The following is an 18,928-nucleotide window of genomic DNA, read 5'->3' as shown; positions in this document are numbered from 1 at the left end:
AGGGAGTGCAAGCGAACTCATCATTCCGGAGCGGGCCGCATTCCAGCCCCTGCCGTTCGGTCATTCGAACGTCACTTTCCGGTCAGACGCCAGGACGTTCGATGCGGGACCGGACAGCGAGAGGCTTCTGCCGTGATTCCTCCCGGCCGCACTCCGCGTTCCGCTGATCTCCTTGCGGACAGCGGCGATCAGCTGTTTTCCGTCGACCGTCACCTCCGCCGCGTTTTCGATCATGTCGAGCGCTTCCGGGACACCCGTGAGGAAGCGCGGATCGTAAAGCCCGAGCCCCGCCCGTTCGAATGTCTCCGCCAGCAGTCGGGAGAACGGCACGTGTTCGCTCCCCCAAGGCGTTCGATGGTCCCAGGTACCGTCCAGGGCGTAAAGATCCGTCACTTCACCGAGCGCCCGCAATTTCGCCCGGCGGAACGCGCTGAGCAGGCCGAGTGCCAGCTCCCTGCCATCGGCCGTCGGCCCGACACCGAGCGCGCCGTGGCCGTGCCGCCCCGGCTCGGCCGTGCCGTCGACCAGCGGGGTCAGCGTGGTCAGCGTACGGGCGGCCTCGGCGGCCTGGTCCGGTACGGCGTCGGCCAGCAGCGACCAGGCCTCGGCGATCCGGTGCGACCAGGCCTCGGCCCGCTCCGCGGTGAGCCGCTCGGCCGGGGCGATACCGAAAGCGTCACGGAAGGGGTCGAGGTCGTCCAGCAGGAGGGCAGGAGCCGGAACCTGGCGCAGAACGCGGAGGGGCCGCCAGTGCGAACCCTCCAGCTCCTCGGGCGCGATGCGCAGCTCCGGGCCGGGAGCGGCGGGCGCGGTGTCCGGTCGGCGGACGAGGAATCCGTCGCCCGTGGCGCGTACCACGGCCATGCCCCGCTCCCCCGGCTCGCCGACGACCGCGGTGCCGAGGGTGGGCAGATGCAGGCTTCCGTCGCGGTACGCCACCGGCACCGGCAGGTCGAGCCCGGCCCGGACCGCGGCGGCGGCCACACAGGCGCCGAGCCGTTCGGCGGCGGGCTCGGTCAGGCCGCGGCCGACGCGGACGTCCTCCAGGGCGCCGACCAGCCAGGTGCGGGTGTGGGGGTGTGCGAGCACGGTGTCGAGCGCGTCGGCGCCCGAGGCGTCCGCCTCCACGCTCGCCGCGAGCCGCCAGGCCTCGTCCCAGAGCTCTCCGCCCCGTCCGTCGAGGGTGTCGTGGAGCGCCGCGAGCAGGGTGCGGGTCAGATCCACGTGTGCGGCGAGCAGCGCGTCCGGCGACCGGACGGCGGGTGACTCGGTGGCGGCGGCCGTACGTTCCTCGATGCCCCGGATCAGGGCGGCCAGGTCGGCGCAGTACACGGAGGGGTTGTCGAAGCCGCCGCCGGTGGCGTCGTCGGAGCGGTACCGGTGGGTGTAGAGCCCGCCGCCGCACGAGCGGACGACCGGGCAGCGGCGGCAGGTCTCGCTGACCCCGGCCAGGCCGAGCTGGCGGGCCCGGACGCCGGGGTGGGCGGCGACCTCGTCGAAGGTGTTGCGGAAGACGTCGAACCCGGTGGCGGCGGCGCCCTCGTAGGCGCTCTTGAGCGAGTCGACCTGTTCCAGCTTTCCGTCGGTCTCGATGACGACGAGGTCGGTGGGGGCGAGGCCCAGGGACTCGGTGAGGCTGGGGCCGCCGCTCAGGCTGGAGAGCACCGAGGCGAACATCCGGACGGGCATGGGGCGGCCCTGTTCCGTCCAGCGGTCGAAGACGGTCAGGAGCCAGGCGGCGTACGCGGTGGGCGAGCCGTCCGGGCGCGGCGGCGGGTCGTCCCAGGTGGCGTGCGGCAGCAGGAAGTCGACGAGCGGGGGTTCGAGCTCGGCGAGGGCGTCGTGCACGGCCACGGGGTCGTTGTGGATGTCGACCGTGCAGAGCAGGCCGAGGTCCAGATGGCGGTAGCGCTCCTCGCGGAGCAGTTCGACCGCCCGCAGCACCATCGGGTGGCTGCTGCGTCCGTTGGCGAATCGGCGGTGGCGGTCGTTGGCCGCGCGGTCGCCGTCGAGCGAGATCCCGACCCGGACGTGGAACTCGTCGAAGAGGTCGAGATAACGGGGGCTGAGCTGGACGCCGTTGGTGTGGATCCTGAGGTCCAGCTCAGCGATGCCGTTCAGGGCCGAGCCGAGCTCCTCGCAGACCCGTCGCAATCGCGCGGGCCCCGCCAGGAGCGGTTCCCCACCGTGCAGGATCACTGTGACGGAGGGAAGCGCATGAGTCGTCGCATGCTCGGCCAGACGCCGGGCGGTCCACGAAATCGCCTCGTCGGAGATGGTCTTGGGGCGGGTCTGCCAGCTCTGATCTGCGTGTTCGTAGACATAACAATGGTCGCAGGCAAGATCACACCTGCTGTGCACTTTGAGCACGAATTCACGGAAGGGGACCAGGGGTCCTGTCATTCCGCCATTCTATCCGCTTCTGACGCCGGCTCAGAGAGCCGAACTGAAAGTGGAAATCCGGGTGGACCGGGCCGTTGTCGCGCCGATTGCACGGTCGAGCTTCCTGGCTGCCTCGGCACTGCGGACATCGGTCGCCGCGAGGGTCGCGCGGGTCTTCGCGAAGGCGAAGGCTGGGGTGGTTCCGTAGGTCTTCACGGCCGTCCTAGGGGGATCCTGAAGGGGTCTGTTTCCGGACATTGAAACGCTGCACGGATTCCGTGTCATGACACGGCCCGGCACGCGCACTTTACTACCGCTGAGGCCCCCGCACATGCCGGCGGACCAGCCTTCACAGCGGGTTTTTCCCGTCGAAACACGTCTTCCGCACGACCGCCCGGATGAACGGAGGACGAGCGGCGGATGCGCCGGCCCGCGGAGTCTGCCGCTCCTTTGCCGGCCTTCGCAGGTGAGGGGCTTCTCGCGACCCCCGAAGCGGCCTGCACAGCTGTCGGGCAGGCGCATCCCGACGGGCCCGGCCGGGCCGGGCCCGTACGCGCCGGAACGTCTCGACGAGGACAGCAGTTCACTCGTTCACCGGTTCCGCACCGGGCACGTTGTGCTCCGCCCGGGAGCCGCGCATGCAGTCCAGGACGCGTTCGTGGCTGTCGCCCACGACGTCCGTGACCCGCACACGGACCTGGAGCGCGTCGACCCGCTCGACGAACCGCTGCGAGAACACCCCGACCGGCACCGTCTCGTAGTTCCCGGTGCCGACCAGCGGAAAGCCCTTCCCGAAGGCGATGAGCTGGTAATCCCGCCCCACCGAGAGACCGTCCGCCGTCAGTGTGGCCACGACCTCCGGGACGGCGACCCAGGGCGCCGTCGACACATCGGACCCGCCGCGCAGCACCGCACGGCACTCCCAGCTCTCGATCACGGCGATGTGCTGACCGCCGTTCAGTATCCCCACCCGCCACGCGGGTTTCCCCTCGGCGAGCAGTCCCTTGCGCCAGGAGCCGCGCCAGGGCCAGCCGTCCCGGACACCGGGCGAGACATTGGCCCGGACGGCCTCCCACAGCAGGATCAGAACAAGGACCGCGAGCAGCACCAGTGGAGCGGTGAAGAGCAGCGGGCTGCGGCGCACCCTGCGCTGGCTGTCCCGAAGCGGCCTGTCGCCATCCGCCCCTCCGTCTCTGTCCCCCTCGATGGCCCCTCCCCCGCTCAGCGATGAGCATGCCTGCCGAAGAAAGCGGCAACTCACCTTATATTCAGTCCAGTTGGGCAACCCTGTCACAGTGCCGCCGTGCGCGGAAGAACACCCGGGGAAGTGGCCGAACCTTGCCGCACCGGCCGTCCGAGGGGCCAGGACGGTCTTGCCCGGTCCCGCCCCCGCCCCTACTCTCGTGGGCCCGGGCGGGTCGGGCGCGCCTGCCACCGGGGTCACACGACAATTGCAGACGGAGGCGACCGTGACGGCGTTGCCCGAGCCGCTGAGATCCATGGTCTTCAGGAACGACGACCTGCCCGAGCTGTTCCATCACACGGACGCGGTCGCCGTGGCCCGCCAGCGCGAGGCCGTGAACACCACCCGGGTGCAGCTGGCGCTGCTCGTGGCCGGCACGGTGCCCGCGGCGCTGCCCTGGCACGCCGAGGACGGGCCCGCGGCCCGGGCGCTGTACGGCGCGGCGGTGCTGGCCTATCTGGGCGTGCTCTTCACGACGTTCCTCGCCTCCCAGCGCAAAGCAAAGTCGCATTGGCAACTCAACCGCTCCGCAGCGGAGTTCATCAAATCGAACTGCTGGCGCTACGCGGTGCACGGCGCCCCCTTCGACAGCGCGTCCGAGCATCCGGAGGCGCTGTTCGCCAATCGTCTGGAGGACGGTCTCCAGGAGCTGCGGAAGGTGGGCTGGGCCGATCCGCGTGAGGAACTGCCGGATTCCGGCGGCCTCATCACGGAGTCGATGCGCGCGTTGCGGAACAAGGCCTACACGGTCCGCAAGGAGACGTATGTACGGGACCGGCTCATCGAACAGCGCCGTTGGTACCGCCGCCGCCAGCAGGCTTCCCGGCGCGGGGCGCTGATGTGGTCGGGCGCGATCGTCGCGCTGACGCTCCCGGCGCTGGCGCTGAGCGTGCTCCAGACCTTCGGGGTGGGCCGGTCGTTCGGTCTGACGGGGGTGCTGTCCGCGGCGGCGGCGGCCTGTCTCGCCTGGAACGAGATGCGCCGGCACCATCCGCTGATCTCGGCACACTCGCTGGTGGAGCAGGACCTGGAGTCGATGCAGGCCGCCATGGAGACCACCCTCACCGAACGGCACTGGCCGGCGGCGGTGTTCGAGACCGAGCGGATCGTGTCGCCCGAGCACACCGACTGGCTGGTCAGACACCGCGTGTGAGCCCCTTCGGTACGGCCCCGGCTCCGGCTCCGGTCAGCCGCGCAGCACCCCGTCGCGCCAGATCACGGTGACCGGGCGGCCGAGCGTGCGCGCGTACGTCACGATGTCGCCCGTGCCGCCGAGGCCCCGGGCGGGGAGGCCGTCCCAGACCGCGAGCAGCCGGTCGCAGTGGTCGGCGATGTAGGCGCCCGCCGCGTAGTACGCCTCGTCGGTGGAGTGCGGGAAGTCGAGCCGGACCTCCCGTGCCGCGCGCGCCTTGAGCGTCCGGTAGCGGGCGAGGTCGGCGGCGTTGTCGAAGCAGGCCTCGTAGTCGCCGCTGGGGATCACGGCGGTCAGTTCGGCGCCGCAGGTGAGGGCGAGGTCGGCGAAGAGCTGGTCGGCGCCGACCGCCAGGCTGGAGAGGGCCTGGGTGGCGCGGTCGGGGCCGCAGAGAGCGGCCCGCATTCCGGCGAGCACATGGGCCTCCGCCTCGGCGGGGATGGAGCGGTGACCGGTCACTCCGATGCGATACACGGACCTGCTACCCCCTGATGCCAGCGGGGCGCACCCCGGGAGCGCCCCCGCCCCCGCCGCCCCGTCACGACGATCCGTCGTGGCCGACATCCTCTCAAGAGCCCCCCGGCGAGCGGGAGCCCCCGTCCGGAATCCCGGACGGGGGCACGTATGTACGGACAGCTCCGTACGTGATCCGGCGGGGCCGGTCAGTACACGCTGACGCCGTACGCGTTCAGGGCTTCCACGACCGGCTGGAAGAAGGTCGTGCCGCCGGATGAGCAGTTGCCGCTGCCTCCGGAGGTGAGACCGATCGCCCGGGTGCCGGAGTAGAGCGGGCCGCCGGAGTCGCCGGGCTCGGCGCACACGTTGGTGCGGATCATGCCGTAGACGACGTCGCCGCCCCCGTAGTTGACGGTGGCGTTGAGTCCGGTGACCGAGCCGCTGCGGGTGCCGGTGGTGGAGCCGCGGCGGGTGACGGCCATGCCGACGGTGGCGTTGGCGGCGCTGGTGATGTCCTGGCCGCCGACCGTGCCGTCCTTGGGGATCGTGGTGTTGGTGTAGCGCACGATGCCGTAGTCGTTGTTGGGGAAGCTGGACCCGGCGGTCGTCCCGAGCACGGTGGTGCGGGCGGAGTTGGCGTACCAGGTGCCCGTGCCGTTGGTGCAGTGACCGGCGGTCAGGAAGTAATAGGTGCTGCCGCTGCGGACGTTGAAGCCCAGCGAGCAGCGGCCGCTGCCCGAGTAGATCGCGTCGCCGCCGGAGATCAGCTTGCTGAACTTGCCGGGGGTGCGTTCGATGCGCAGCGCGTCGGCGTTGGCGCCCGCCGACTTCTTGATCTGGTTGATCTCGGCCTGGGTGACCGTGCTGTCGACGGTGACGACGAGGCGTTTGGTCTGCGGGTCGATGTTCCAGGCGGTGCCCGCGATGTCGGCGCCGAGCACGGCGTCGCTCGCCGCGGTCAGCTGGTTGGCGCTGAACGTTCGGGGGGTTTCGGCGTTCGCGGTGGGGATGGCCAGTGCCGCGACGGCGGCGAGCCCCGCGAGGACGGCCGTGGTACGGACGCGTCTCGCCGCGTTGGAGCGGTTGTTGGTGCGCTTGATCCTCACGTCGGGTTCCTCCGAGGGGAATCGGGGGCCCTCCTGTGGGGTGGCGGGCCCGTGAGGCGCAGTCGGGGGCCTGTCCGGATTCCGGAGTTGCCGTGCCCCTGACAATCGCTGACCGGAGTATCGAGGGGCCCGGACGGGAGGCGCAAGAATGCCTTTCGGCCACGCGGACCCCATACGTCTCCGGCCCCGGGAGCCGTGGGGCCGCCGGGGCCGGAGGGACCGCTTCCGCGGCTCAGGCGTCGATCCGGTTCCGCTCCCCCGCCGGGACGGCCACGGTGAGCGTGTTGCCCGGGGGCGGGAAGGGGCAGATGAAGTGGTCGGCGAAGGCGCACGGCGGCAGCAGCGCGCGGTTGAAGTCGACGCTCACGCTGCCGTCGGCGGCGGGCGCCCCGGGCCGCAGGAAACGGAAGCGGTAGCTACTGTTCCCGCTGGTCGCGTCGGCGAAGACGGCCCACAGCGACCCGTCGGGCTCGACCGCGACCTGGAGCGTGTGCTCCTGTCCGTCCACCGTGAAGGCGATCTCCCCGCCGAGCCCGAGACCGCGCTCGACCCCGTCCGCGTTGGCCACCCGTACGGTCCGGTCGGCGTACGGGCGGAAGGTCCCCGGCAGCGTCCAGCGAGGGTCGTACGGGGTGGCCTCGATGGTCGAGAAGGCGTGCCGGGCCGGCGATCCCGGGTCGAAGTCCCGTACCGCCCACAGCCCTTCGCGACGGAGGACCACCAGACGCCGCTCCCCCTGCGCGACCCGGGAGTCGTCGACGGGTCCGCGGTCCGCGCCGAGCCGGACCTCGCCGGTCAGGGGCTTGCCGTCGACGACGATGCCGTCCTCGGCGGCGGCCGTGAGGACCACCTCGTCGCCGTCCTCGCGCCACTGCCCCGGGACGGCCGGAATTCGCCCTTCCGGGTAGTCCGAGAGCCAGTGGGTTCCGGTCAGCGAGAGCGGGCCGTACGGGGCGGCGACGGCGACGACGCGCCCCTCGTGCCACCGCTGCCAGTCCCGCGCCGCGTCCGGCCCGCTACCGCCCTGTTCCTGCTGCTGTGCGTCCGTGCTCATGCGGTCAACCTTTCCATACCGGCTCCGGGAGGCCGAGGTGCGACCGCAGCGTGGAGCCCGTGTATTCGGAGCGGAACGCGCCGCTCTCCTGGAGGAGCGGGACGACCCGGTCGACGACGTCGTCCAGCCCGCCGGGGGTGAGATGGGGGACGAGGATGAAGCCGTCGGCGGCCCGTTGGTCGACGAACGCGGTCAGCTCGGCCGCGACGGTGCGGGGCGAGCCGATGAACGACTGGCGGGTGGTCGTCTCGATGACGGTCCCCCGCAGGGAGAGCCCCTTGGCCTCGGCGAGCGCGCGCCAGCGGGCGACGATCGCGAAGGGGTCGCCGTGCCGGACCCGGCCCTGGGTGATCTCCGAGTCGGGGACCGGGTCGATCTCGGGGAGCGGCCCGTCGGGGTCGTACGCGGAGAGGTCGGTGCCCCAGATCTGTTCGGCGGCGAGGATCGCGTTCTGCGGGGAGACCTGCTGCCGGCGGATCTCGGCGGCCTTCTCCTGCGCCTCGGCATCGTTGTCGCCGACGACCACGGTGACCCCGGGCATGATCTTGAGGCTGTCGGCCTCCCTGCCGTACGCCGCGAGCCGGCCCTTGACGTCGGCGTAGAACTCCCGGCCCGCCTCCAGGGTGCCGTGCCGGGTGAAGATGATGTCGGCGGCCGACGCGGCGAACTCCCGGCCCTCGGAGGAGTCCCCGGCCTGGATGACGACCGGGTGGCCCTGCGGCGAGCGCGGGACCGTGAATTCCCCGGAGATCGTGAACTGCGGCCCCTCGTGGGCGAACGGCCGCGATTCGCCGTCGGGCGTCCAGGAGTCCCACAGTTCCCGGGCGGTGGCGACGAACTCGGCGGCCCTCGTGTACCGGTCGGCCCGGTCCAGATAGCCGCCCCGGCGGAAGTTCTCCCCGGTGAAGGCGTCGGACGAGGTCACCACGTTCCAAGCGGCGCGGCCCCCGCTGAGGTGGTCGAGGGTGGCGAGGCGGCGGGCCAGCTCGTACGGCTCGTTGAAGGTGGCGTTCACGGTGGCGGCGAGGCCGAGCCGTTCGGTGACGGCGGCCAGCGCGTTCAGCACGGTCAGCGATTCGGGCCGGCCGACCACGTCGAGGTCGTGGATGCGGCCGTTGTGCTCGCGCAGCCGCAGCCCCTCGGCGAGGAAGAAGAAGTCGAACTTCCCGCGCTCCGCGGTCCGGGCCAGCTGCTCGAAGGAGGAGAAGTCGATCTGGCTGCGGGAGCGCGGATCGGCCCACACCGTGGTGTTGTTGACGCCCGGGAAGTGCGCGGCGAGATGCATCGGACGGGGCACGGTCAGGCCTCCTTCGCGGCGGTCCTGGCGGCGGCGTACCGGCTCGCGGGGCGCACGAGCCCCAGGTGTTCGCGCAGGGTGCCGCCGGGGTGGAAGGTACGGAACAGGCTGCGGTGCTGGAGGAGGGCCACGGTGCCGTTGACGATCCTTTCCAGGTCGCGTTCGGGGGTGATGGGCGTGAGGTGGAAGCCGTCGGCCGCGCCCACCCGGTGCCACTGGGCGATGAGGTCGGCGAGGTCGACCGGGCCGCCCCGGAAGTAGGTGCCGCGCCCGGCGAGCTGCGGTCCGCTCTCCAGACCGGGTTCCGGCGCGGTCTCCACGTCCCCGAGGTCGACGGTGAGCGCGACGAGGACCCGCAGCGCCCCGGGGTCGCGCCCGTGGGCGGCGGCCTTGGCGCGCACCTCGTCGCGGACGGCGGCCGCCTGCTCGGGGGTGGTGGCCCGGACATGGGCGACGTCGGCGTGCCGGGCGGCCGCCTCGCGGGCCGGGGCGGTGGTGGCGTCGATGACGGTGACCGGGCGGCCCTGCGGCGGGCGCGGGACGATCGCCGGGCCCTTCACCGTAAAGGTGGAGCCCTCGAAGTCGACATAGTGCAGCTTGTCCCGGTCGATGAAGCGGCCGGTGGCGGCGTCCCGGATCTCGGCGTCGTCCTCCCAACTGTCCCAGAGCCGGCCGGAGACATCGGCGACCTCCCCGGCCTCCTGCCAGAGCGCGGTGGGCGGCGCGGCGGGACGTCTGCCGAAGAGCCGGGCCTCCGCCTCGGTGGTGGAGACGTCGGCCTGCCAGCCCGCGCGGCCCCGGCTCACCCAGTCCAGGGTGGCGACGGCCGAGGAGACGTGGAAGGGCTCGGTGTGGGTGGTGGTGACGGTCGGGACGAGGCCGATGCGGTCGGTGGCGGGCGCGACGCGGGCGAGGACGGCGAGCGCGTCGAGCCCGGGGCGGGCGAAGGAGTCGCCGAGGGTGACGTAGTCGAGCGCGCCGTCCTCGGCGAGCTTCGCCAGCCGGAGGTAGTGCCCGGCGTCGTAGTGCGGCGGGCCGCCGATCTCGGCGGCCAGATGGAGGGATGTACGGGCGGACATATCGGGGACCTCTCGGGTCTGCGGTCGGTCGGGGGCCTCGCGGGGGTCGCCGTGGCCGGGCCGGACGGAGCCCGGCCACGGCGACACCCGCACAACCCCGGCGTCAGCTCTTGGTCTTGGGCAGGCCGGGCGGGTTGATCTCCGACTTCTCCACGGCCTCGCCGCTGAGCCCCCAGCGCTTGAGCACCTTGCCGTAGGAGCCGTCCTGCACGATGTGGTCGATCGCGGCGGCGTACGCCTTCACCAGGCCGCTGTCCTTCTTGGTGGTGGCGGCGATCTTGCCCTGGAGGTCGCCGCCGGCGCCGGAGAGCTGGCCGATGATCTCGGACTGGCCGGCCGTGGCGACGTGGTAGGCGGCGGTGGGGCTCGGGCCGAGGTGGGCGTCGATGCGGCCGGACTGGAGCGCCAGGTAGTAGTCGGTGTCCTTCTGGAAGTACTTGATGTCCACCGGCTTGCGCCCGGCCTTGACGTTCTCCTCGCTCCACTCGACGAGGATCTTCTCCTGGTTGGTGCCGGAGGAGACCGAGATCGTCTTCCCGGCGACGTCGGCGGGCTCCTTCACCGTCCAGCCGGAGCCCTTCTTGGCCTCGAAGGCGATGTTGTCGAGCCGGTAGGTGGCGAAGTCGTACTTCTCCTTGCGCTCCTCGGTCACGGTGACGTTGGACAGGACGGCGTCGAACTTGGAGCTGTCCAGGCCGACGAAGAGGTTCTCCCAGGAGACCTCCTCGAACTGCGGCTTCAGACCGAGGGTGTCGGCGACGAGGGTGGCGATGTCGATCTCGGAGCCGATCCGGGTCTTGTCGTCGGTGGCGTAGAAACCGAGCGGCGGCGAGGCGTCGGCGCTGGCCCCGATCCGCAGCGTGCCGCGCTTGCGGATCGCCTCGGGGACGAGATCGGCGGCGGCCGCCACCTTCTTGCCTCTGATCCGGTCCTGGTCGGGTCCGATGTTGACCCCGGCGTCCTTGTGGCCCTTAGGGGCCGCCAGGTCGGCCGCGGGGTCGGAGGTGCCGCAGGCGGTGAGCAGACCGGTGGCGGTGAGGGTGGCGAGGGCGAGGGTGATGCTGCGGCGGACGGACACGTACGTGCTCCTTGCGTAGAAGAAAGGCGGGGTTTCAGAGGACCTTGGAGAGGAACGCGCGGGTGCGCTCCTGGGTGGGGTGGTCGAGTACGTCGGCGGGCGGGCCCTGCTCGACGATGCGGCCCTCGTCCATGAAGACGACGGTGTCGGCGACCTCGCGGGCGAAGCCGATCTCATGGGTGACGACGATCATCGTGGTGCCGCCGTGGGCCAGGTCCTTGATGACGTCGAGGACCTCGCCGACGAGTTCGGGGTCGAGCGCGGAGGTCGGCTCGTCGAAGAGCAGCAGCCGGGGTTCGAGGGCCAGGGCGCGGGCGATGGCGACGCGCTGCTGCTGGCCGCCGGAGAGCTGTGCGGGGTAGGCCGTCGCCTTGTCGGAGAGGCCGACCCGTTCGAGCAGCTTCTCCGCCGCCGCCACGGCCGCCTTGCGGGCGCGGCCCAGCGCCGAGACGGGCGCCTCGATGATGTTCTCCAGGACGGTGAGGTGCGGGAAGAGGTTGAAGTTCTGGAAGACGAAGCCGATCTTGGTGCGCTGGCGCAGCACCTCGCGTTCGCGCAGCTCGTAGAGCTTGTTGCCGTCCCTGCGGTAGCCGACCAGGGTGCCGTTCACGCTGATCCAGCCCTGGTCGACCTTCTCCAGGTGGTTGATGGTGCGCAGGAGGGTGGACTTGCCGGAGCCGGAGGGGCCGAGGACGACGGTGACTTCGCCGGGCCGGACCGACAGGTCGATGCCGCGCAGCACCTCCAGGGAGCCGAACTTCTTGTGCACGGAGCTGATTTCGACCATGGCATCGCTGGGTGCGCTCATCGCACGGCCCCCTTGGCGTAGTGACGTTCGACGTAGTGCTGGAGGACGGAGAGCACGGTGGTGAGGAGGATGTACCAGACGGTGGCGACCATCAGCAGGGGCACCACCCGGCCGTTGCGGCCGTAGACCACCTGCACCTGGTAGAAGAGTTCGCCGATCGCCATGACGGAGACGATCGAGGTGCCCTTGAACAGCGAGATGATCTCGTTGGCGGCGTTGGGCAGGATCGAGCGCATCGCCTGTGGGAGGACGATCCGCCGCAGCTGCCGGAACTTGGGGATGCCGAGCGCGGCCGCCGCCTCCAACTGGCCGCTGCCGACGGCCAGTACGCCGCCCCGTACGATCTCCGCCGCGTAGGCCGCCTGGTGCAGGGCGAGGCCGAGGACGGCGGCGCTCATCGCCCCGACCAGGTTCATCGTGTCGAAGGCGAAGAACCCGGGACCGAACGGGATGCCGAAGGTCACCTCCTTGTAGAGATAGGCGAGGTTGAACCAGAACAGCAGCTGCACGATGAGCGGGATCGAGCGGAATGCCCAGATGTAGCCGTACGCGACGGTCCTGAGGAACCCGCTCGCGGACAGCCGCATGAAGGCCAGGACGATGCCGAGAGCGAAGCCGATCGCCGTTCCGTAGAAGGTCAGTTGGAGGGTGATCCAGACGGCCTTGAGGATGGTCGGCGCGGTGAAGAACTGTGCGAAGACGTCCCATTCCCAACCGGGGTTGGTGATCAGCCCGTTGAGGAACTGCGCCAGCAGGACGGCCGTCACGGCGATGGCGACCCACCGCCAGGGGTGGCGTACGGGTACGACGGTCAGCTCGTCGGGGCCCGCGTCGCTCTCGGCCTCCTTCGCGGCGGGCGGATCGATGGGTGGGTCGCTGGTCAGTGACATGAGAGGAGTCCTTGGGCGCGGAAGCGGTGGTACGGGAGAGGGGTGCGGAGGGACGGAGGCCCGGCGGTACGGAGAGGGGCCGGGCCGGTCAGGAGGCGAGGCGGCCGTGACAGGAGAGGTCACGCAGGAAGGTGAGTGCGGCGCGGGCGGCGGCGTCGTTCTGTCGGAACGCGGGTCCGCCGGTACGGGGCCGGGTGAAGGCCCCACTGGAGCGGGCGGTGGTGAACGGGCCCAGCGCGAAGCGGCGCGGGTGCGGGCGGCCCTCACCGTCCAGGACCCGGCTGTCGGCCGGGTCCACGGCGAGCAGCCCGTCGTCGGTGACGGCGGCCCCGCCGTCGCGCAGGGCACGCAGCAGGGGGCTCGCGGTGTGCCGGAGCGAGGGGTCGGGGAGCCGGGCCTCGACCAGCGCGCGGGCCTCGGTGTGCGCACCGGGGACGGTGGCGCTGCGGGCCCGGAAGAGGCCCTGCTCCTCGTCGGTCTCCACGGTGAGGTCGGCGCCGAGGAAGCGGACCACGCCGGCCCGGGAGAGGGCCAGGAGCTGCTGGAGGCGGGGGCCGGGCGGGCCGGAGGCCAGATAGCTGAAGAAGCCGTGCCACCAGGAGCCGATGTCGCCGAGCCGGACGAGCTGGGCGTAGGCGGAGAGCAGCCCGAGGAAGACCGCGAGGTCCTCGCTGTGGTCCGGGTCGTGACGGCGGGTCAGGTCGGCAGTGATGTGGGCGCGCAGGGCTTCCTGGAGAGCCTCGGGCGAGTCGTGGCGGACGCCGTCCAGGGGCCGGTCCAGCGCGTCGAGGTCGAGCCGGTCGGCGGGGTCGGGCACGGCCTCGGCGATCAGCCCGGCCAGTTCGGGGCTGCCCGGGTCGGCGGCGGCGTACTTCTCGGCGAAGACCTCGTGGGCCAGGGCGGTGCGCTCGGGGTGGGCGGTGAACAGCCGGTGGTAGTGGGCGTGGCCGAGCTCCTTCGCGACCGTCGGCCAGATGTCGCGCCGGAAGTCGAGCGGCCCGGTCCCGCTCAGCAGCTCCTCGGTCCACTCGGGCCCCAAGTGCTGCGGCAGCGGCGGGCGTTCGCCGGTCCAGGGGTAACCGATCTTCGCGTGGTACGGGACACCGCGCCGCGATCCGACGTACAGCACGGGTTCACGGCCGGACGGCAGGTACTCCCCGTTCTCGTACCGTCCCCCGCGCCCCTCGGTGAGCAGGACCATCAGGTCGACGAAGGCGAGCCCGAAGCCCCGGACGATGACCGGCTCCCCGGGGCGCAGGGCGGCGAGGTCGCTGTCGGCGGTGAAGTCGGGCGGCAGGTGGACCAGTTCGTGCCGTCGGGCGAAGTCGCCGAGTTCCTTCTGCTCGGGGTCCTGCTCGGCGTCGAGGTGGCCCACGGTGAGGACGACGAGGTCGGCGAGCAGGGGTTCGGGGCGGTCCTGGAGCCGGACGCGCTGGCGGCCGCCGCGCGGACCGGTGATGGCGAGGGCGGTGGTGCGGTGTTCGTGCACGGTGATGCCGGGCGGCAGGGCGGCGACGGCGCGCTCGTAGGTCCAGCGCAGATAGGCGCTCTGGAGGCGCCGGGTGGGGAAGTCCGCTCCGGCGAGGCCGTGGATCTCGGCCAGCACGGCGGGGTCCGCGTCCGGGGTGATGCGCCCGGCGCGGACGTCCTCGGCCCAGGCGTCCAGGGCCGGTCCCGGTACGACGGGTCCGGCCAGCTCGACCGTCTCGTCGGTGAACATGGTGACGTCCTCGGCCATGGAGTTCATCCACAGCAGCGGCGACTGGTCGGGCCGCCAGATCCGGCCGCCGCCCGCCGGGTGGGGGTCGACCAGATGGAGGTCCAGGCGCTGATTCCCGTACAGCTCACCGGCGTTGGCGGCGATGCGCTCGATCACGCCGGTGCCGCGGGGGCCGCCGCCGATGACCACGATGCTGGGTGCGGCGGTCATCGCGCACCCGCCGTGCCACGGGCGTAGTACCGCTCGACGTAGCGCTGGCCGATGCTCAGCAGCGTGGTGACGGCCGCGTACCAGATGGTGGCGACGAGGAGCAGCGGGATGACCTGGTAGGTGCGGTGGTAGACGAGCTGGACGGAGTACAGCAGGTCCTGCACGGCGATGATGCTGACGATGGAGGTGCCCTTGAGCGTGCCGATCAGCATGTTCCCGGCGGGCGGCACGATGGAGCGCATGGCCTGCGGGAGCACGATCCGGCGGAACCGCCGCCAGGGGCCGAGGCCGAGGGACTGGGCGGCCTCGATCTGTCCGCGTTCGACGGAGAGGATGCCGCCGCGCACCACCTCGGCGGCGTACGCGGCCTCGTGCAGGGTGAGCCCGATGACGGCGATGGTGACCGGCCCGAGGAGGCGAGTCGTGGAGACGCCGAGGATCTGCGGGTACAGGGCGCCGATGTTGAACCAGAACAGCAGCTGGACCAGGATCGGCGTGGACCGGAAGAGCCAGACGTAACCCCAACTGACCGCCTGGAGAACCGGATTGCCCGAGAGCCGAAGGACGGCGAGCAGCGCGCCCAGCGCGAATCCGAGCACCATGACCACCGCGGTGAGCCAGAGGGTGAGCCAGAGGCCACGCAGGACGGGCACGGTGGCGAAGTAGGCGAGCACGACGTCCCACTGGAAGGCGTCGTTGCGGATCACGGAGTCCATCGCGAGCGCGAGCAGCACAAGCACGGCAACGGCCGCTGCCCAGCGGCCTGTTCGGCGTACGGGGACGATGCGGGGCACCGCCTCGGCGGCGTCCTTGGCGAGCGACGGTGGGGCGGGGGAAGGCGAGGAGGAGGGCAGCGAGACGGTCTGCGGGGGCATGCGGGAGCTCCGTGGATGCTCAGATCGAACACGGGGCGTGCCTTCACACCGGAAAAACCACACGTGGACCGGGCCCCTCAGCGCCGGTCCTCCTCCGAGATAAGCGGCGTGCGCGGGGAGTTGTCAAGCCTGTCCATACTGTGAGCCGTAGATCTCACCTCGGTTGACGCGCACCCGGATGCCTGTTCCACTTGGCCCATGCATCCGCAGCAGTGGCTGGTCACCCGCTCCCACATCGACTTCGGTCGTGTGTGGTCCTCTTCCTGTTGAGCTGACCCTCTGCTGTCCGGTTTCTTCCCGCTCACGCCGCTTTTCCGGCGTTCGAGCCCCGTTCCCCGCGTGACTTCACCTTCGCCTTCGCCACACCGCTCCACCCTCCCCTCGCATCGCTGAACGCTCGCACCGCCGAACGTTCTCGCATCGCTGAACGCTCTCGCCGTTCCCCCGTGCCGTCCCGGCTCCGTGCCGTCGTGGCCCGGGATGGTCGGCGTCCCCCGACGAACCCGGAGAAGCACCCCCATGTCCCGATCCCGGCATACCGGCCTGTTCGCCCTGATCACCGTGGCCGCCCTGACGCTCACCGGCTGTGCGGAGCCCACGGACGCGGCGGGCGGCGGATCCGGCCGGGCCGCCGCCAAGGGGAAGACCCCGACGACCGATGTCGTCTCGAAGGTCCGCAAGGACGAGGCCGCCGCGAAGCTGCTGCCCGCCGGGGTGCGGGAGGCCGGCACGCTGCGGATCGCCTCGTCCGTCGGCGCGCCGCCCGGCGCCTTCTACGAGGAGGACGGCTCCACGGCGGCCGGCGCCGACATCGACTTCGCGGACGCGGTGGCCCGGGTGCTCGGGCTGAAGCTGAAGCGCGAGGTGGCGTCCTTCGAGGCGATCCTGCCGGCGCTCGGGAGCGGGAAGTACGACCTGGGCACGGGGAACTTCGGCGTCACCGACGAACGCCGCAGGACCATCGACTTCGTGACCTACATCAACGACGGGCAGGGCTTCGCGGTCCGCGAGGACAGCGAGCTGAAGAAGGTCGACGACCTGACGCAGCTGTGCGGCCTGGACGTGGCGACCGGAGCGGGCACCACCTTCGAGGTGACGCTCCAGGAGAATCTGCCCCGGTGCGCGGAGGCGGGCAAAAAGCCGTACAAGGTCAAGACCTACGCCGACCAGGCGGCGGTGTGGATCTCGCTCCAGCAGAACCGGGCCGATGTGGTGATGTCGACCATCAACGGGCTGCGCTACGCGGTGACCCAGCTGGAGGGGCTGCGCTTCCTCAACGAGTTCAAGCGGCTCGACGTCGGCTTCGCCTTCAAGAAGGGCAGCCCGCTGACCCCCGCCTTCCAGGCCGCGGTCAACCGGCTCAAGGAGGACGGCACCTACGACCGCATCCTGAAGAAGTGGGGCACCACCGAGTCCGCGATCGAGACCTCCGAGATCTCGCCACCCGAGCTGAAGTGACCCGGCGTCAGCCCGGCGGGCCGCGGTCGGCGCTCAGCAGTCGCAGCCGCAGGAATCCCCGCAACAGCAGCAGCCCTCGCCGCAGTCGCCGCAGCAGCTGCACGCCTCGCAGCAGTCGCCGCAGTTCTGGCACGGCGCCTGCCGCTGTTCCCGGCTCCAGGGGTCCTCGAAACTCCCGCAGCACATCTGGCAGGTGCAGGCGAGCCCGACCCAGACCAGGCAGCCGGCGATCAGCCCGCGCCGGTCGCGGGGCGGCGGAGGCGGCGGGGAGCCCGGGCCGCCGGGAGCGTACGGGTTGCCGGGCGGCGCGCCGTACGGATTGCCCGGCGGAGGCCCGAAGGAGCCGCCCGGGGTCAGCAGCCCCTGGCCTCCCTGCCCCTCCTGGCCCTCCCGGTGCGAGCAGGAGGAGGTGCCGAACGCCCGGTCGACCGAGCGCCGCAGTTCGTGGGCGAGCAGGACGTGGACGAGCTTGCCGTCGGTGAACTCCACCTCGCGCAGCGCGAGCCGTACGCCGTGGAGCGCGTCGTCGCAGAGCCTGCGGGCCTCGGTGAGCGAGGTACCGGTGGCCGTCAGCGGATTCCAGGCGCCCGACGCGGCGTCAGCCTCCCGGTCCTCCACGGCGTCCAGCAGATGGGCGAGCCGCCCGAAGAGCCGGCCGGCCTCCGCCAGCGGCGCGGCGTTCTGCGGCTTCCCGGCGAGGTGGGCGGTGTGGGCGAAGGCGGCGGCGGTGGCGGTCTCGGTGGGTTCGGTGACCGTCAGCAGCGGGGTGCCGATTCCGGCGAGCGTCTCGATCCCGGTCTGCCGGTCGACCGCGTCGACCAGGAGGGCGGTGTCGAAGCCGAGGGCCGCCCCGGTCCGCGCGCCCGCCCGGTCCCATCCGGCGGCCACCCGGCGCGCGGCGGCGGCGACCGGGCGGCGGGCCAACAGCCCGTCCCGGTCGGCGACGTGGTCGCGGACCTTGGCCGAGGCGAGGACGAGCGAGACGGCGGCGGCGAGCCGGGCCCCCTCGCCCTGGGCGACCGGCGCGGTGCGCATGGCGCGCAGCGGGCAGGGGCCCGCGGTGCGCCGTCCGCCGGGCGCGAGGCCCGTCTGAGCCTCCGTCAGGACGGAGACGATGAGGCCGTCATAGTTCGTCACGATACGCGCGAACTGTCCGTGATCCGCCCTCAGAGCCAGGCAGAGACCGCAGAGATGGGCCATCCACTCGACTCTGAGACCTTCGGAGAGGCGGTGGGTGCAGGGCCTGACGATTCCGAACACGACGATCCCCCGGGAGCCGTTCAGCCGGTGCGCGACGCTCGTGCACCGGGGCGTCGTGCATCGTATCGAGCCATCCGTTCACCCGTCCGTCGGCAGGATCACCCGTACGGCTCGAAGCATCATATCTTCTTTTCGCAACCCTCCTTATGCAGGACGAACCCTGACGAATCGCCACATCCTCTGCACCAGTAGCGTCACGAATCGCCTGCGAGCCGACTATCTACTTGGCGCGCTATCCGCATCATGGACGACCATAGGGATACGAAAGAGATGCGGAACGCCACAGAACCGCGGTGAGAGGAGGCGTCCATGGGATCGGTGCGCAAGGCGAGTGCCTGGCTGGGCCTCGTGGAGGACAACGACGAGCGGTACTACGACGACGAGTACAACGAGGGCACAGAGACCGGTACGGGCAATCAGGCCTGGGTCACCGACCCCCGGGTGCAGGTGGCCGCCGAGGCGGCCGAGGAGCGGGACCGCCGGATCGCGACGGTGACCCCGGACAGCTTCCGGGACGCCCGGGCCATCGGCGAGCTGTTCCGGGACGGCGTCCCGGTGATCGTCAACCTCACGGCCATGGACCCCGCCGACGCCAAGCGCGTGGTGGACTTCGCCGCCGGGCTGATCTTCGGTCTGCGCGGCTCGATCGACCGGGTGGCCACCCGGGTCTTCCTGCTCTCCCCCGCCGACACCCAGGTGGTGGCGGGCGAAGCCGCCGGCCGGAAGACCGACGGCTTCTTCAACCAGAGCTGAGCAGGGCGCTCGCCGGAACGTCCCGGTCAACGCATCCGGCCGACGTGTGCGTCACGGCGCACCTCCG

17 protein-coding genes are annotated in these 18,928 nt (G+C 71.5%); 3 read left to right on the top strand and 14 right to left on the bottom strand.

What is annotated here, in order from left to right:
* Window positions 1–60 precede the first annotated feature (60 nt).
* From fxsB to A3Q37_RS14005, 3 genes are all read right to left on the bottom strand, one after another.
* Window positions 61–2,403 carry a radical SAM/SPASM protein FxsBH, inactivated beta-hydroxylase extension form gene (gene fxsB, locus A3Q37_RS14010; protein WP_079137790.1) on the bottom strand — a complete coding sequence of 781 codons (2,343 nt, stop codon included), beginning with the start codon at window positions 2,401–2,403 and terminating at the stop codon, window positions 61–63.
* Window positions 2,404–2,433: 30 nt separating this feature from the next.
* On the bottom strand, window positions 2,434–2,598 hold the full coding sequence (locus A3Q37_RS37485) for an FXSXX-COOH protein (RefSeq protein WP_107471537.1): 165 nt from the start codon (window positions 2,596–2,598) through the stop codon (window positions 2,434–2,436).
* Between the two features lie 367 nt (window positions 2,599–2,965).
* Complete coding sequence (locus tag A3Q37_RS14005) at window positions 2,966–3,526, bottom strand: hypothetical protein (protein WP_255311811.1); 561 nt, start codon at window positions 3,524–3,526, stop codon at window positions 2,966–2,968.
* A 355-nt stretch (window positions 3,527–3,881) separates the two neighbouring features.
* Here A3Q37_RS14005 and A3Q37_RS14000 point away from each other — a divergent pair, with 355 nt between their 5' ends.
* A complete protein-coding gene (locus A3Q37_RS14000; protein ID WP_065484100.1) occupies window positions 3,882–4,778 on the top strand; it encodes a DUF4231 domain-containing protein in 897 nt (298 codons plus the stop codon).
* Between the two features lie 33 nt (window positions 4,779–4,811).
* On the opposite strand, the gene A3Q37_RS13995 is transcribed toward A3Q37_RS14000, so the two are convergent.
* The 10 genes from A3Q37_RS13995 to A3Q37_RS13950 all read right to left on the bottom strand — a co-directional run bounded on the left by A3Q37_RS13995 (window position 4,812) and on the right by A3Q37_RS13950 (window position 15,390).
* Window positions 4,812–5,291 (bottom strand): hypothetical protein, encoded by a 480-nt coding sequence (locus A3Q37_RS13995; RefSeq protein WP_065483521.1) that lies wholly within the window; start codon window positions 5,289–5,291, stop codon window positions 4,812–4,814.
* A 188-nt stretch (window positions 5,292–5,479) separates the two neighbouring features.
* Window positions 5,480–6,379 carry a S1 family peptidase gene (locus A3Q37_RS13990; RefSeq protein ID WP_065483518.1) on the bottom strand — a complete coding sequence of 300 codons (900 nt, stop codon included), beginning with the start codon at window positions 6,377–6,379 and terminating at the stop codon, window positions 5,480–5,482.
* Window positions 6,380–6,611: 232 nt separating this feature from the next.
* The gene (locus tag A3Q37_RS13985; protein ID WP_065483515.1) at window positions 6,612–7,433 is read right to left on the bottom strand and encodes a DUF1684 domain-containing protein; all 822 of its coding nucleotides are present in this window, start codon (window positions 7,431–7,433) and stop codon (window positions 6,612–6,614) included.
* A 4-nt stretch (window positions 7,434–7,437) separates the two neighbouring features.
* A complete protein-coding gene (locus tag A3Q37_RS13980; protein ID WP_065484097.1) occupies window positions 7,438–8,718 on the bottom strand; it encodes an NtaA/DmoA family FMN-dependent monooxygenase in 1,281 nt (426 codons plus the stop codon).
* 14 nt (window positions 8,719–8,732) lie between these two features.
* Window positions 8,733–9,809, bottom strand: coding sequence for an LLM class flavin-dependent oxidoreductase (locus A3Q37_RS13975; protein WP_065483512.1), 1,077 nt, complete (start codon window positions 9,807–9,809; stop codon window positions 8,733–8,735).
* A gap of 103 nt (window positions 9,810–9,912) precedes the next feature.
* A complete protein-coding gene (locus tag A3Q37_RS13970) occupies window positions 9,913–10,887 on the bottom strand; it encodes an ABC transporter substrate-binding protein (protein ID WP_065483509.1) in 975 nt (324 codons plus the stop codon).
* 34 nt (window positions 10,888–10,921) lie between these two features.
* A complete protein-coding gene (locus tag A3Q37_RS13965) occupies window positions 10,922–11,674 on the bottom strand; it encodes an amino acid ABC transporter ATP-binding protein (RefSeq protein ID WP_065483506.1) in 753 nt (250 codons plus the stop codon).
* A gap of 17 nt (window positions 11,675–11,691) precedes the next feature.
* Complete coding sequence (locus tag A3Q37_RS13960; RefSeq protein ID WP_065483501.1) at window positions 11,692–12,585, bottom strand: amino acid ABC transporter permease; 894 nt, start codon at window positions 12,583–12,585, stop codon at window positions 11,692–11,694.
* A gap of 88 nt (window positions 12,586–12,673) precedes the next feature.
* A complete protein-coding gene (locus A3Q37_RS13955) occupies window positions 12,674–14,515 on the bottom strand; it encodes an FAD/NAD(P)-binding domain-containing protein (protein WP_065483497.1) in 1,842 nt (613 codons plus the stop codon).
* Entirely contained in the window at window positions 14,512–15,390 is an 879-nt protein-coding gene (locus A3Q37_RS13950) for an amino acid ABC transporter permease (RefSeq protein WP_065483493.1), read from the bottom strand. The genes A3Q37_RS13955 and A3Q37_RS13950 overlap by 4 nt, the downstream gene beginning before the upstream one ends.
* Before the next feature lie 519 nt (window positions 15,391–15,909).
* Here A3Q37_RS13950 and A3Q37_RS13945 point away from each other — a divergent pair.
* The gene (locus A3Q37_RS13945) at window positions 15,910–16,848 is read left to right on the top strand and encodes an ABC transporter substrate-binding protein (RefSeq protein ID WP_065483490.1); all 939 of its coding nucleotides are present in this window, start codon (window positions 15,910–15,912) and stop codon (window positions 16,846–16,848) included.
* A 33-nt stretch (window positions 16,849–16,881) separates the two neighbouring features.
* On the opposite strand, the gene A3Q37_RS13940 is transcribed toward A3Q37_RS13945, so the two are convergent.
* The gene (locus A3Q37_RS13940) at window positions 16,882–18,108 is read right to left on the bottom strand and encodes a DUF5685 family protein (protein ID WP_065483486.1); all 1,227 of its coding nucleotides are present in this window, start codon (window positions 18,106–18,108) and stop codon (window positions 16,882–16,884) included.
* A 309-nt stretch (window positions 18,109–18,417) separates the two neighbouring features.
* Between A3Q37_RS13940 and A3Q37_RS13935 the strand changes: the two genes are divergently transcribed.
* Complete coding sequence (locus A3Q37_RS13935) at window positions 18,418–18,861, top strand: cell division protein SepF (RefSeq protein WP_032767521.1); 444 nt, start codon at window positions 18,418–18,420, stop codon at window positions 18,859–18,861.
* Window positions 18,862–18,928 lie beyond the last annotated feature (67 nt).

Origin of the sequence: Streptomyces sp. PTY087I2, assembly GCF_001687325.1 — a bacterium.
Classification (GTDB): Bacteria; Actinomycetota; Actinomycetes; order Streptomycetales; family Streptomycetaceae; genus Streptomyces.
Note: the sequence above shows the minus strand (reverse complement) of the source record. Positions and strands in the feature narration are given on the sequence as shown.